Raw genomic sequence first — 13,781 nt, 5'->3', positions numbered from 1 at the left:
AGCCGCGGCACCGTTACCGTTGGGGTCCGAGACCGGGTCGACGGCGATCCGCACCACTCATGCCCGCCGCCACCATCGTGGATCCCGATGAACGACCGAACCCGGAGAGCCCTGTGAGTCCCGCAGCACGCCGCACGACCCTCGCCATCCTCGCCATCGCCGTCGGTGGGTTCGCCATCGGCACGACGGAGTTCGTGACGATGGGCCTGCTGCCGCAGATCGCCGACGGGACGGGTGTCGGCATCGCCACCGCCGGTCACTACGTCTCGGCCTACGCCCTCGGCGTCGTGGTCGGTGCGCCGCTCATCGCCATCGCGTTCGCCAAGGCGCCGCGCAAGGGTCTGCTCATGGGGCTCATGGCCTTCTTCGCCGTCGCGCACCTCGCCGTCCTCGCGGCGAACACGTACCCGACCGTCATGGCTGCCCGTTTCCTCGCGGGTATGCCGCACGGTGCCTTCTTCGGCATCGGCTCGGTCGTCGCCGCGTCCCTCGTGTCGCACCGGCGCCGCACGGCGGCCGTCGCCGCCATCCTCGGTGGCCTCGGCGTCGCCAACGTCGTCGGCGTTCCGCTCGCGACCCTGCTCGGACAGCGCTTCTCGTGGCACCTGCCCTACGTCCTCGTCGGCGTCATCGCCGTCCTGACCGTCGCGGCCATCGCGGTCTTCCTGCCGCACCAGCCGCCGAGCGGCGAGGAGTCGATGCGGGCCGAGATGCAGGCGCTGCGCCGGCCCCAGGTCTGGCTCGCCCTCCTCATCGGCGTCGTCGGCTTCGGCGGCATGTTCGCGATGTACTCCTTCATCACCCCGACCATGACCGAGCTCGCCGGGCTCGACGAGCGCTACATCCCGTGGGTGCTCGCGGCCTACGGGGTCGGGATGGTCGTCGGCATGGTGCTCAGCGGCCGGGTCGCCAACCGGGTCGGCGTGCTCAAGGGGATCATCGGGGCGCTCGCAGCCATCGCCGTGCTCCTCGCCCTCTTCGGGTGGGCCGCCCAGATCCTCTGGCTCGCGGTCGTCATGGTCTTCGTCCTGGGCCTGCTGCCCTCGATCGTCGTGCCGCTGCTCCAGACGCGCCTCATGGACGTCGCGCACGAGGGGCAGTCGCTCGCGGCAGCGCTCAACCACTCGACGCTCAACACCGCGAACGCCCTCGGGGCCTGGCTCGGCTCGATCGTGCTCGCGGCGGGCTGGGGCTACGGCGCGCCGAGCCTCGTCGGTGCCGGTCTCGCCGTGCTCGGTGTCGGCGTGGCGGTGCTGTCAGCGGTGCTCGAGCGCCGCGCGCGAGCTGCTGCCACCGGCTCCGGGCGTCAGGTCGAGCACGCTGCCGCCGTGTCGGCCACGACGAACGCCTGACGCCGGGACGGGGCGCTCACTCGACTGGGACGGGGCGCTCACTCGACTGGGACGGGGCGCCCAGCTCGACTGCGGCGGGGGCGCTCGCCCGACGGGTCAGGGGCGCCAGCGGTCGTCGTCACGGACCGGCTCCGGCTGGCCGGTCGGGTCGCGACGAGGTTCCGGGGCGGCGTCCGCGCCCTCACTCACGACGGCGGGCACGGCATACGGCACGGCGCTGGACAGGGCACCCGACGCGGTGTTGGCCACGGCGTCGACGGGGACGCGATCGGCCACCTGCCGGGTGGACAGCACCTCGGGCAGCGGCGTCGGCGAGAAGCCGACCATGGCGGGCAGGGCGTAGGCGCCCGGCGCCGCGGGAGTGCCCCACAGCCACGGCTCCCTCGGGCGCCAGAGCAGCCGCCCCGGACGGCGTCGGTCGCGCAGGGCGTGCATGCGCCACAGCAGCACCGGGTGGCTCGCCGCGGCGTTGGTCACCCACACGAAGAAGCCGGGCTCGGTGACGGCGCGGTCGGCCATCGCGTCGACGTCGACCGACCGGCCGAGGTACTTGCCTCCGGCGAGGGTCGCCATCGCCGACCGGGCACCCTGCGGTGCGAGAGCGTGGCCGTAGTTGTCCGCGGTGTACTCCTGGGCCCGGCTCAGCGTCGACCCGACGAGCGGGATCCACTGGGAGGCGAACGTGCCGAGGATGCGCCAGTAGCTGACGTGACCCGCGGCGATGTGCCCGACCTCGTGGGCGATGACGAACCGGAGCGCGTCGGGCTCGCGTGCTGCTCCACCGACCTCGAGGAGGTCGCTGTTGACGAACACGAACCGTCGGAAGCCGTGGCCGGACGCCGCCGCGTTGATGACACCGTTGCCGAGCACGACGTACGCGTCGGGCACGTAGGAGAGGCCAGAGCGCCCCGCGGCGTCGACGAGCATCGCGTACGCCTCGGGGAACTGCTCGGGGGTCAGCTTGATGCCGGTGAGCCGCTGCTGCGCCCACAGCTGCCCGCGCGCGAACCAGACGAGCAGCGGGGCGAACACGAGCGCCAGCGCGTAGACGTCCGGCGTGCGCTGCTCGTCGATGGCGGCCGACACCTCCGCGAAGGCGGCCAGGAGCAGGAGCAGCGAGGCGATGATCGCGACGACGAGCGTCAGGATCTCCCGCGGGTGCCGCACGTGACGGCGCAGCGGCACGTGCGACCCGGGGGCCACGGGCAGGACCTGCATGGGTTGGGCGCGCATGGCCGCCATTGTGCGTCACGACTCGGGTCGGTGGTGGGCGCGGGCCACGAGGGCGTGAGCGGCGGATCCCCAAAGCATGGGAGACTGTGGGGGCTGCGGGGGCACTCCGAGCGGCTCGAGCGACTCGAGCGCCGCCCGCCCACCGACCAGCACCATCCCCGTCACCCTGACTCTGCGAGGTTCGTCCCACGTGTCGCCCATGGCCCGATCCGCGTTGGCACCCAACGCAACGCCGCCGGACCTGATCCGCAACTTCTGCATCATCGCGCACATCGACCACGGCAAGTCCACGCTGGCCGACCGCATGCTGCAGCTGACCGGCGTCGTCGACGCGCGCGCGATGCGCGCGCAGTACCTCGACCGGATGGACATCGAGCGCGAGCGCGGCATCACGATCAAGAGCCAGGCCGTGCGCATGCCGTGGGAGCTCGACGGCACGACGTACGCCCTCAACATGATCGACACCCCGGGGCACGTCGACTTCACCTATGAGGTGTCCCGGTCGCTGGCCGCCTGCGAGGGTGCGGTGCTCCTCGTGGACGCCGCCCAGGGCATCGAGGCACAGACCCTCGCGAACCTCTACCTCGCGATGGAGAACGACCTCTCGATCATCCCGGTCCTCAACAAGATCGACCTGCCGGCGGCCCAGCCCGAGAAGTACGCCGAGGAGCTGGCCAAGCTCATCGGCTGCGAGCCCGAGGACTGCCTCCGGGTCTCGGGCAAGACCGGCGCGGGCGTCGAGCCGCTGCTCGACAAGATCGTCCGCACGCTGCCCGCCCCCGTCGGCGACCCCGACGCCCCGGCGCGCGCCATGATCTTCGACTCGGTCTACGACACCTACCGCGGTGTCGTGACCTACGTCCGCGTCGTCGACGGCAACCTCAGCCCGCGCGAGAAGATCGTCATGATGTCGACCCGGGCGACCCACGAGCTGCTCGAGATCGGCGTCATCAGCCCCGAGCCGGTCCCCGGCAAGGGTCTCGGCGTCGGCGAGGTCGGCTACCTCATCACCGGCGTCAAGGACGTGCGCCAGTCGCGCGTCGGTGACACCGTGACCAACGCCAGCAAGCCGGCGACGAAAGACCTCGGCGGCTACCGCGACCCGAAGCCGATGGTCTTCTCCGGTCTCTATCCCATCGACGGGTCCGACTACCCCGACCTGCGCGACGCCCTCGACAAGCTCAAGCTCAACGACGCCGCGCTCGTCTACGAGCCCGAGACGTCCGCGGCTCTCGGGTTCGGCTTCCGCGTCGGCTTCCTCGGGCTGCTGCACCTCGAGATCGTCCGGGAGCGGCTCGAGCGCGAGTTCGACCTCGACCTCATCTCGACCCAGCCCAACGTCGTCTACGACGTCACGATGGACGACGGCAAGGCCGTGCACGTGACCAACCCGAGCGAGTACCCCGACGGCAAGATCCGCGAGGTGAGCGAGCCGGTCGTGCGCGCCACGATCCTCGCGCCGTCGGAGTTCGTCGGCGCGATCATGGAGCTGTGCCAGCAGAAGCGAGGCAACCTGCGCGGCATGGACTACCTCTCCGAGGACCGCGTCGAGATGCGCTACACGCTGCCGCTCGCCGAGATCGTCTTCGACTTCTTCGACCAGCTGAAGTCGCGCACCCGCGGTTACGCCTCGCTCGACTACGAGCCCGACGGCGAGCAGGTCGCCGACCTCGTCAAGGTCGAGATCCTGCTCCAGGGCGAGACCGTCGACGCCTTCTCGGCCATCGTCCACAAGGACAAGGCCTACGCCTACGGCGTCATGATGGCGAGCAAGCTCAAGGACCTCATCCCGCGTCAGCAGTTCGAGGTCCCGATCCAGGCCGCCATCGGCTCGCGGATCATCGCCCGAGAGAACATCCGCGCCATCCGCAAGGACGTGCTTGCCAAGTGCTACGGCGGCGACATCAGCCGCAAGCGCAAGCTCCTCGAGAAGCAGAAGGAGGGCAAGAAGCGGATGAAGATGGTCGGACGGGTCGAGGTGCCGCAGGAGGCCTTCGTCGCTGCTCTGTCGAGCGACGGCGACAAGGGCGACAAGAAGAAGTAGTCACAGCCGCAGCCTCTGTGGTGTCGTCGGGGCTGACGCTCCCAACGCCAGGGGCCGTGGCGGCTCAGGCCTCGAGGAGCTTGCGGCGGAGGCGCTCCGTGTCGGCCGCCGTCCAGCCCTGGGAGTCGAGCCAGCCCAGCGGGCCGCCGTAGCGCTCGTCGAGCGCGGCGAGCAGCAGGCGCATCGTGTCGGTGGTCGGCGACTGCTGCGCCACCGTCTTGTCCTTGAGGTTCGCGGCGTACGCCTCCTTGGCGCGCAGCCGGTCCATGATCGCGGCGACGCGCTCGGCCGACGCCGCGTAGTCGGCCACGACGAGGTCGTCGGGCACGCCCACGACCTTGAGCGCGAGTCCCACGACCGTGCCGGTGCGGTCCTTGCCGGCGGCACAGTGCACGACCGTGGCGCCCTCGCTCGCAGCGATGGCGTGCAGAGCCGCCACGACCGAGTCGGGACGGCTCGCGAGGTAGCTGAGGTAGTGCTCCGACCAGAACTGGTCGTGGCTCGGGCGGTGGCCACCGTTCCTCTCGGCAGCCGCAGCGGCGGCAGCGTCGCGGCGCTCGTCGGTCTCCCAGGGAAGAGCGCGCTCCGCGGCCGGGATGCCCGACTCGGTCGTGTCCTCGCGGTAGAGCGTGTGGTGGTGGTGTCGTATGCCGTCCAGCGCGCGGAGCGGGCCGTCGCCCTCCTTGGCGACCTCGACGTCGGTGCGCAGATCCACGACGTCACTGACGCCGTAGCGGTTGACGAGGACGTCGACGGAGCCGGGGGTGAGGTCCTGGAGGTTGTCGGAGCGCAGCAGCCGGCGCGGTCGGACGGTGTCGCCACCGGCTGTCACCATGCCTCCCAGGTCACGCATGTTGACGACACCGTCGAGCTCGATCCAGTTGGGGCTGTACACCCCAGCACCATATGCGACGGTCGAAAACGATCTGCACCGATGTGCCCACCGCCAGATATCTTGACGTCGAGAGAAATGCGGGACCAGGAGAGTGTCATGACGTCAACGACGACCCAACCACTGACCCGGCGGGACATCCCGGTGGACCGCGACCTGCGCATCCTCGCGCTGGGGTCGTTCGCCAACCGGTTCGGCGCCGGCGCCGTCCTCACGACGAGCGCCCTCTACTTCACCCGCCAGGTCGGCTTCAGTGCCACCGAGGTGGCGCTCGCGATGTCGGTGTCGGCGGTGGTCGGCATCGTCGTCCAGGTGCCGGCTGGGCACCTCGGCGACACGCGCGGCCCGCGCCGGGTGCTCACGGCGTTCATGGTCGGCGCGGCCGTCTTCAGCGAGCCGCCGGTCCTGGCCACGACCCCGTGGATGCTGGCGCTCGTCTTCGTCCTCAACGCCGTCCTCACGGGGTTCGCCGCCTGGAACTCGACGCGGCTGCCCGACATCGCCCTGCACGCGCGGGCCGTCGGCGAGCCGCGGCTCGCGGTCATCCGCGACTGGCCCTACGTCGTCATCACCGTCGTCACCGGGCTCTTCTCCCTCCACGTCTTCGTCATGGAGCCGCCGCACGAGCGGCAGGGGCAGTACCAAGGCTTCGCCGGCCTCGGGTTCAGCGTCCTCGCGGTCGGTGCGCCACCGGTCGTCACCTACGTCTGCGTCGACCTCGGCGAGACCGGCTGGCTGGTCCTCGCGGTCTTCATGGTCGTCATCGCATTCGTGTCGGTGCCCGCGGCCCGCTGGGCGCTGGCCTCCCGGGGCCGCTACGGCGTCACGACGCACTCGGGCTGAGCGCGGCCTGTGAGCTCTCCGGCAACCATCCCGTCCTGACGCTCCCGGTGGCGAGGGCGTGCTTGGATGTCCCCTGTGCCAGCCACGCGACCCACGGACGGTGATGCCGTCGACCCTGTCGTGGGGGAGCCGGCGGTGCACCCGGCGAGCGAGCTGGTCCTCCGCGCCGACCAGCAGCGGTGGGCCGACGTGCGGCCGCACCTCGCCGCCATGGAGGTCGTCGTCGCCGCCCTGCAGGGGCGCACGGACGGTGCCGTGCTCGTCGTGGGCGGCCCCGACGCCGCGCCGTGGTCGACCATCCTCGCGGGCCAGTGGCCCGGCCTGCGCGTGTCGACGGTGCAGCTGCCCGACGACGCCTCGACGACGCATGCGCGGCTCACCGTCGAAGGACCCTTCGACCTCGTCGTCGACGCGTCCGACGAGGACGGCAACGACCAGGCCCTGCTCTTCCAGCGGGTCTTCATGCACCTGCGCCGGGGCGGCGAGTACGTCGCCCGCCGGCTCGTCCCGCATCCGCTCGAGGACTCCGCCGCCACCCCGGGCCCGGAGGCTCCGCTCCTGCAGCGTCTCTCCGCGTCGCTGACGGCATCGGACGGCGGCACCCGGATCGCTGTCGACGACGCCCTGCCCAACGAGAACCTGCCTCCCGAGGCTGCCTATGCCGGCGACCTGTGGGGCCTCGTGGCCACAGCGCAGGAGGCACGCACCCGCGACTTCCACGACGACCGGGTCGAGGCGCCTGCCTACCGGGACGTCGAGGGGCTCGGGCGCTCGCTCGAGCAGGTCCATGTCCACAGCAAGGTGCTCCGGGTCGTCAACGGCGTGCGCGTCGCCCCGAAGCTGCGCGAGGAGGAGGTCGACGCCGTCCTCGCGGGGCGGCCGGAACTCGGGGAGCGGCTCGATGCCCTGCCCCCGGTGACGTGGACCGCGACGTGCGCCTACGACGTCAACCGGGAGGCCGACCCCTACGTCCAGTCCCGCCTCGCCGTGCCCGAGATGGTCCTACGGCGCTACGACGCCCCGACGTGCTCGCGCGGGCAGATCGTGACGCGCGACGACATCCTCTTCCCCGAGACGTTCCGCCAGAGCTGGATGGAACGGATCGCCAACGTCTACGTCGTCGAGCGCGCGCCCCGGTTCGGGACCGTGCGGCGGGACATCAGCGCCCCCGATGGGCTGCCTGGTGCCTGGTTCCACCTCGACTCCGAGTGGCCGGGGCACTTCGGCCACCTCGTGACCGAGCAGGTGAGCCGGATGTGGGCCTGGGAGCGGGTCCGCGAGCTCGAACCCGACGTCAAGGTGCTCCTGACGCTCCAGCACGACCGGGAGCCGGCCGTCCTCGCGCCCTTCGAGATCGACATCCTCGGTGCGTTCGGGATCACGCCCGAGGACATCCACGTCTTCACGGCCCCCTGCCGACCCGAGCGGCTCTACACCTCGACGGGCATGTTCTCGCTGCCGCGCTTCGTCCACCCCTCCATGGCGGCCATCTGGAACCGTGTCGGGGACCACGTCGTCGCTTCGGCCGAGAAGCGCGAGCGCCCTCGCCGGATCTTCGTCTCCCGTCGGCCCTCCCTCAAGCGCTCGTGCCACAACGTCGCCGAGGTCGAGGCGTTCTTCGTCGATCGAGGCTTCGAGGTCGTCCACCCCGAGGACCACCCGCTCGCCGAGCAGGTGGCCTTCTTCCGCGCCGCCGAGACGATCGCAGGCTTCGCCGGCAGCGGCCTCTTCTCGCTGGCCTTCTGCCGGACGCCCAAGCGCGTCTTCGCGCTCGGACCCGATGCCTACACGGCCCGCAACGAGTACCTCATCTCGGCCCTGCGCGGTCACGACCTCACGGCGGTGCGCAGCCGGTCGGACCTCGAGCACCCCGAGGGCTCATGGACCCAGCAGGCGTTCGCGTCGAGCTTCACCTTCGACCTCGACGACGAGGGTCGCTTCCTCGCCGAGCGGCTCGACCGCGCAGACGCCCTCGGACCGCTGTCCCGACGGCGCGGCTGAGGGCGGTCAGCCGGCGTGCACTCCGACGGAGAGCACGCTGATCGAGGTGAAGGGGGGCCCGTCCGACCGGAAGTCCTCGCCGCCGAGCCCCGCGATGTGCTGCACGACCTCCTGCCCCGACGTCACCCTGCCGATGAGGGAGTAGACCGGTGCCCCGGCCGGCACCGTGAAGTCGCGGTGGACGACGAAGAACTCACCGGCGGTCCCGGGGAAGCCGTCCCCCCGGGCCAGCCCGACGTCGCCGACCCGGTAGGTCCGGTCCGCGGGCACGTTCTCGAGGGGCAGGTCGTAGCCGGGCTCGGCCGTGCTGCGTCCTGATGGGTCACCGCACTGGAGAAAGGCGGTCGGCGCCGGGTCCGTGGTGAGCCGGTGGCAGACGCTGTCGGTCCAGTAGCCCGCGCGGGCCAGCGTGACGAACGATGCGACGCTCCTGGGGGCGCGCCTCCCGTCGAGGCGGAACGTCAGGTCCCCACACGTCGAGCGCACGTCGGCGATCCAGCTCGAGCCCGCTGCCACGGACGCGTCCGGAGCTGCCGTGAAGGTCGGGAACGCCGTGGGTGGTAGCGGGGGAGCCGTGCACGAGACGTCGCCCGCGGCGGGCGCGGATGCCGGCTCCCCGCCGCGCAGTGCGACGACGGCGACGTACAGCGCGACCGCCAGTGCGGCGACGACCAGCGCGACCGTCGCGAGGAACCACACGTTCCTGCGTCGCGACGACGGCGCCTCGGGCATGGGGGCAGCGTACGACCGGGGGAGTGGACGGGACATGCCTTCCGGGCTGGGACAATGGACGTATGCCGCCCTCCGCCCTCCCCGACGGCGACCCCGCTCCCCGCACGGGTGAGCTGCCCGCCGCGGCCCTGACCGACCTCCCGGGCACCGACCTCGGCATCTACGTGCACGTGCCGTTCTGCACGGTCCGCTGCGGCTACTGCGACTTCAACACCTACACGCTGACCGAGCTCGGCGGCCCGGGCGCGAGCATCGGCATCGACACGTACGCCGACGCGGCCCTGCGCGAGCTCGACCTCGCCCGTTCGGTCCTGGGCGACGAAGCGCCCATGGTGTCAACGGTGTTCGTCGGTGGTGGCACCCCCACGATGCTGAGGTCCGCCGACCTCGTGACGGTGCTGGACGGCATACGCACGCGGTTCGGGCTGACCCCCGACGCGGAGGTCACCACCGAGGCCAACCCCGACTCCGTGACGCCCGACTCGCTCCGGGAGCTCGCCGAGGGCGGATTCACGCGCGTCTCCGTCGGGATGCAGTCGGCGGTGCCCCACGTGCTCCACACGCTCGAGCGCACCCACGACCCCGACAACGTCGCGCGAGCCGTCGCCGCCACCAAGGCGGCCGGGATGCAGGTCAGCGTCGATCTCATCTACGGCACGCCGGGGGAGTCGCTCGAGGACTGGCGACGCAGCCTCGAGACCGCCGTCGCCCTCGAGCCCGACCACATCTCGGCCTACGCGCTCGTCGTCGAGGACGGCACCAAGCTCGCGGCCCAGGTGCGCCGCGGGCTCGTGCCGGCGCCGGAGGACGACGACGAGGCCGACAAGTACGAGCTCGCCGACGACCTGCTCTCCGCCGCCGGGTTCGGGTGGTATGAGGTGAGCAACTGGGCGCGCTCGGAGCAGACCCGGTGCCGCCACAACGTCGCCTACTGGTCGGGGACGAACTGGTGGGGCGTCGGACCGGGTGCCCACAGCCACGTCGGCGGCCTCCGCTGGTGGAACGTCAAGCACCCCAGTGCGTATGCCGCCCGGCTGGGTGCGGGGGAGTCCCCCGCCCAGGCGCGCGAGATGCTCACCGACGACCAGCGCTACGACGAGCGTGTGCTGCTCGGCACACGCCTCGTCGAGGGACTGCCGGTCTCCGATCTGCGAGGATCGGGTCGCACCGCCGTGGCCGGCCTCATCGCCGACGGCCTGCTCGACGGCACGGCCGTCCTGCGGGACTCGCGTCTCGTCCTGACCCGGCGCGGGCGCCTGCTCGCGGACACGGTGGTGCACCGGCTCCTCGCCTCCTGAGGAGCCCTCGACGAGGAAGGCCCCCGATGAGCGAGACCCTGTCGACGACCACCGGTGACGCGGCGGACTCCCACGCGAGCCGCGGAGCGGTGTCCCACGCCGCGGAGGTCGTCGCCGCGGCCCGACGCGCCTTCGACGACGGGGTCACCAAGCCCCGGGAGTGGCGGGTCGCCCAGCTGCGGGCCCTGCGCTCGCTGCTCGTCGACCACGAGGACGAGCTCGCCGAGGCGCTGCACGCCGACCTCGGCAAGAGCGCCACCGAGGCCTGGGTCACCGAGACCGGCTTCGTCGTCCGCGAGATCGACCACACGCTGCGACACCTTCGGTCGTGGACCGCCCCGCGCCGTGTGCCGGTGCCGCTCTCGCTCGCACCCGGCCGGGCCAAGGTCGTGCGGGAGCCGCTCGGTGTCGTCCTCGTCATCGCGCCGTGGAACTACCCGGTCCAGCTGTGCCTCGCCCCCCTCGTGGGCGCGCTCGCCGCCGGCAACGCCGTCGTCCTCAAGCCGAGCGAGATCGCCCCGGCCACCTCACGGGCGCTCGCACGCCTGTTGCCCCTGAAGCTCGACGCCGCGGCCGTCCACGTCGTCGAGGGTGCGGTCCCGGAGACGACCGCGCTGCTCGCCGAGCGGTTCGACCACATCTTCTACACCGGCAACGGAGTCGTCGGCCGGGTCGTCCTCGAGGCCGCCGCCCGGCACCTGACGCCGGTGACGCTCGAGCTCGGGGGCAAGTCCCCGGCCTACGTGGCCGACGATGCCGACCTCGAGGTGACCGCCCGGCGGCTCGTCTGGGGCAAGTTCACCAATGCCGGCCAGACGTGCGTGGCGCCCGACTACGTGCTCGCGAGCCGTTCGACGCTCGACGCCCTCAAACCCCTTCTCGGGCAAGCGATCCGAGAGGCGTTCGGTGACGACCCGTCGGCATCGGCCGACTACGGCCGGATCGTCAACGCGCGCCACTTCGAGCGGCTCACCGCTCTCGTCGACCCGGCCAGGGTCGTTGCCGGCGGTCGGTCCGACGCGTCCACGCGCTACCTCGAGCCGACTCTCGTCGAGGTCGACGACGCGGACGACCCGCGTGAGCTCGTCATGCGTGAGGAGATCTTCGGACCCGTCCTGTCCCTCGTCGCCGTCGACGGGCTCGACGCGGCGATCGACGTCGTCAACCGACGTGACAAGCCGCTGGCGCTCTACGTCTTCACGGGCTCGGACGAGGTGCGTCAGCGCTTCGTGCGCGACACCTCGTCCGGCGCGCTCGGCTTCAACATCCCCCTCGCGCACCTCGCCGTCCCCGGCCTGCCCTTCGGTGGGGTGGGGCCCAGCGGCATGGGCGCGTACCACGGCGAGCGGTCCGTCGCGCTCTTCTCGCACGACAAGGCCGTGCTCACGCTGCCCACCAGGCCCGACACCACGGTCTGGGTGCGACCGCCCTTCACCTCGCTCAAGGAGCAGGTCATCGCCCGCCTCGCCGTCCCCGGCCGCCGGCGACGCGGGGACCGCTCGGAGCCGCAGCAGCACAAATGACAGCCGTGTCATTAACACAGGAGTGGTCCGGGATCACGTAGATCTCTCGCGTGTCGCATGGGATTTCTGGGAAACCAGTGATCGTGTGGCCCGATTGTCCTAGATTGCCGAGAGCACCCACGGCGACCACGGGAGACACCGATGCCACTCGAGCGCGACCTCATGGCCGACCCCCGTCTCTCCGGGCCCGGCACCGCCTCCGCTCGGGGCCCCCGTCCCGCACGGACGCGCACCGGCGCCGTTCTCCTCGCGGTGGTCGCGCTCCTGCTCGGCGCCGTCGGGACGGTCGGTCTGGCGGGACCGGCCCGCTCCGCCGAGTGGATCGTGCTGTGCACCGGCTACGACCCGTGCCAGGCGGCCGGCTACCCGAACTCGGGCTACAAGGACAACAGCGCCACGAGCTACTGGCGCCAGTCGACGGGGCACAACTGCACGAACTACGTCGCCTACCGCCTCGTCAAGAACGGCCTGCCCAACACCAAGCCCGCCACCTTGTCCGGCAATGCCTACAACTGGGGTCCGGCCTTCCCGAGCCAGACCAACGACGACCCTGCCGTCGGGTCGGTCGCCTGGTGGAACACCTCCTTCTCCTCGACGGGACACGTCGCCTACGTCGAGAGGGTGGTGTCGGCCGACGAGATCCTCGTGTCCGAGGACAACTGGGGTGGCGACTTCAAGTGGCGCAAGGTCACCCGGGCCGGCGGCAGGTGGCCCAACGGCTTCATCCACCTCAAGGACCAGGGCGCGACGGTCGTCGACACCGACGTCTACCGCCCCGTGACCCCCACCCGGCTGCTCGACACCCGCACCGGCCTCGGGGCTCCGGCCGCCAAGGTCGCGGCCGGCACGTCGATCGGCCTGCAGGTCAGCGGCCGAGGCGGCGTCCCGAGCGGCGGGGTCGGCACCGCGTTCCTCAACGTGACGGTCACCGCCCCCACCGCGGCCGGCTACCTCACGAGCTACCCGTCCGGTGCGACCCGCCCCGGCTCCCGCAGCGTCACCTACCCGGCCGCCGGCACGATCAGCGAGCTCGTCCCGGCCCGGCTCGGCACCGACGGCAAGGTCCGGCTCTACACCTCGGCGGCGGCGCACCTCGTCGCGGAGGTCGTCGGGTGGTACCCCACGACGGGGCACCTCGTCTCCGTCACGCCGACCCGTGTGCTCGACACCCGCACCGGTCTCGGCACCGCCCGGGTGCGCGTGCCCGCGAACGGCAGCGTCGACCTGCCGGTGGCCGGCGCCGGCATCGTCCCGAGCACGGGGGCGTCGGCCGTCGTCCTCGCCGTCTCGGCGGCCGCGCCCAGCGCGGGCGGCTGGCTGACGGCATACCCGACGGGGACGACCCGGCCGACGACCRCGCACGTGCGCTACGACGCGGACGCCGCCATGACGGGCGTCGTCGTGTCGCGGATCGGCACCGGCGGCAAGGTGACCATCCAGTCCACGGCCGAGACCGACCTGCTCGTCGACGTGGTCGGCTGGTTCAGGACGGGCGGTGACCACGTCGCGCTCGCCCCGTCACGGGTGCTCGACACGCGCATCGGGCTCGGTGCCCCGACGGGGCGCGTCGCGGCGGGCTCGACCGTCTCGGTGCCCGTCCTCGGCCGGGCCGGGGTGCCCACCGTCGGGGTGGCGGCCGTGTCGATCACCCTGACGCCCATCGCGCCGACGGCGACGACCACCGTGACGGCGTACGCCTCGGGCACGACCCGACCGACCCCCGCGAACGTCACCGTGGCCTCGGGCCGCGCCCGGGTCAACGCCGTCGTCGTCCCGGTCGGCGCCGACGGGGCGATCACGGTGCACACGAGCGCGGCGTCCTACCTCGTCGTCGACGTCCAGGGCTACCTCAAGAAGTGACCT

Annotated in this window: 10 protein-coding genes; 7 read left to right on the top strand and 3 right to left on the bottom strand. The window is 71.9% G+C overall.

Annotation, left to right across the window (positions count from 1 at the left end; genetic code table 11):
- The first annotated feature begins 113 nt into the window (after positions 1–113).
- Positions 114–1,352 (top strand): MFS transporter, encoded by a 1,239-nt coding sequence (locus AB4Y83_RS15560; RefSeq protein ID WP_442274701.1) that lies wholly within the window; start codon positions 114–116, stop codon positions 1,350–1,352.
- Between the two features lie 96 nt (positions 1,353–1,448).
- Here the strand turns inward: AB4Y83_RS15560 and AB4Y83_RS15555 are convergent, their stop codons facing one another.
- Positions 1,449–2,585 (bottom strand): M48 family metallopeptidase, encoded by a 1,137-nt coding sequence (locus AB4Y83_RS15555; RefSeq protein ID WP_442297421.1) that lies wholly within the window; start codon positions 2,583–2,585, stop codon positions 1,449–1,451.
- A 199-nt stretch (positions 2,586–2,784) separates the two neighbouring features.
- Between AB4Y83_RS15555 and lepA the strand changes: the two genes are divergently transcribed.
- Complete coding sequence (lepA, locus tag AB4Y83_RS15550; RefSeq protein ID WP_442274699.1) at positions 2,785–4,629, top strand: translation elongation factor 4; 1,845 nt, start codon at positions 2,785–2,787, stop codon at positions 4,627–4,629.
- Between the two features lie 64 nt (positions 4,630–4,693).
- Here the strand turns inward: lepA and AB4Y83_RS15545 are convergent, their stop codons facing one another.
- Positions 4,694–5,524 (bottom strand): tyrosine-protein phosphatase, encoded by an 831-nt coding sequence (locus tag AB4Y83_RS15545; RefSeq protein ID WP_442297420.1) that lies wholly within the window; start codon positions 5,522–5,524, stop codon positions 4,694–4,696.
- A 96-nt stretch (positions 5,525–5,620) separates the two neighbouring features.
- Here AB4Y83_RS15545 and AB4Y83_RS15540 point away from each other — a divergent pair, with 96 nt between their 5' ends.
- A complete protein-coding gene (locus AB4Y83_RS15540; protein WP_442274697.1) occupies positions 5,621–6,364 on the top strand; it encodes an MFS transporter in 744 nt (247 codons plus the stop codon).
- A 66-nt stretch (positions 6,365–6,430) separates the two neighbouring features.
- Entirely contained in the window at positions 6,431–8,365 is a 1,935-nt protein-coding gene (locus AB4Y83_RS15535; protein WP_442274696.1) for a glycosyltransferase family 61 protein, read from the top strand.
- Positions 8,366–8,371: 6 nt separating this feature from the next.
- Here AB4Y83_RS15535 and AB4Y83_RS15530 read toward each other — a convergent pair whose 3' ends face one another.
- The gene (locus AB4Y83_RS15530; RefSeq protein WP_442297419.1) at positions 8,372–9,097 is read right to left on the bottom strand and encodes a peptidylprolyl isomerase; all 726 of its coding nucleotides are present in this window, start codon (positions 9,095–9,097) and stop codon (positions 8,372–8,374) included.
- 62 nt (positions 9,098–9,159) lie between these two features.
- Here AB4Y83_RS15530 and hemW point away from each other — a divergent pair, with 62 nt between their 5' ends.
- From hemW to AB4Y83_RS15515, 3 genes are all read left to right on the top strand, one after another.
- Complete coding sequence (gene hemW, locus AB4Y83_RS15525; RefSeq protein ID WP_442297418.1) at positions 9,160–10,395, top strand: radical SAM family heme chaperone HemW; 1,236 nt, start codon at positions 9,160–9,162, stop codon at positions 10,393–10,395.
- Between the two features lie 26 nt (positions 10,396–10,421).
- Complete coding sequence (locus tag AB4Y83_RS15520; protein WP_442297417.1) at positions 10,422–11,918, top strand: aldehyde dehydrogenase family protein; 1,497 nt, start codon at positions 10,422–10,424, stop codon at positions 11,916–11,918.
- A 141-nt stretch (positions 11,919–12,059) separates the two neighbouring features.
- Positions 12,060–13,778: a CHAP domain-containing protein gene (locus AB4Y83_RS15515; RefSeq protein ID WP_442297416.1), complete on the top strand. Its 1,719-nt coding sequence runs from the start codon at positions 12,060–12,062 to the stop codon at positions 13,776–13,778.
- Positions 13,779–13,781: the final 3 nt, after the last annotated feature.

The organism is Terrabacter sp. RAF57 (assembly GCF_052113925.1).
Classification (GTDB): domain Bacteria; phylum Actinomycetota; class Actinomycetes; order Actinomycetales; family Dermatophilaceae; genus Terrabacter.
The sequence above is the reverse complement of the archived record's forward strand: the minus strand, read 5'-3'. Positions and strand labels throughout refer to the sequence as shown.

Coding starts and splice junctions, on each gene's coding strand:
- AB4Y83_RS15540 (WP_442274697.1), top strand. CDS start 5,621: ATGACGTCAACGACGACCCAACCACTGACCCGGCGGGACATCCCGGTG.
- AB4Y83_RS15535 (WP_442274696.1), top strand. CDS start 6,431: ATGTCCCCTGTGCCAGCCACGCGACCCACGGACGGTGATGCCGTCGAC.
- AB4Y83_RS15530 (WP_442297419.1), bottom strand. CDS start 9,097: ATGCCCGAGGCGCCGTCGTCGCGACGCAGGAACGTGTGGTTCCTCGCG.
- AB4Y83_RS15555 (WP_442297421.1), bottom strand. CDS start 2,585: ATGCGCGCCCAACCCATGCAGGTCCTGCCCGTGGCCCCCGGGTCGCAC.
- AB4Y83_RS15520 (WP_442297417.1), top strand. CDS start 10,422: ATGAGCGAGACCCTGTCGACGACCACCGGTGACGCGGCGGACTCCCAC.
- hemW (WP_442297418.1), top strand. CDS start 9,160: ATGCCGCCCTCCGCCCTCCCCGACGGCGACCCCGCTCCCCGCACGGGT.
- lepA (WP_442274699.1), top strand. CDS start 2,785: ATGGCCCGATCCGCGTTGGCACCCAACGCAACGCCGCCGGACCTGATC.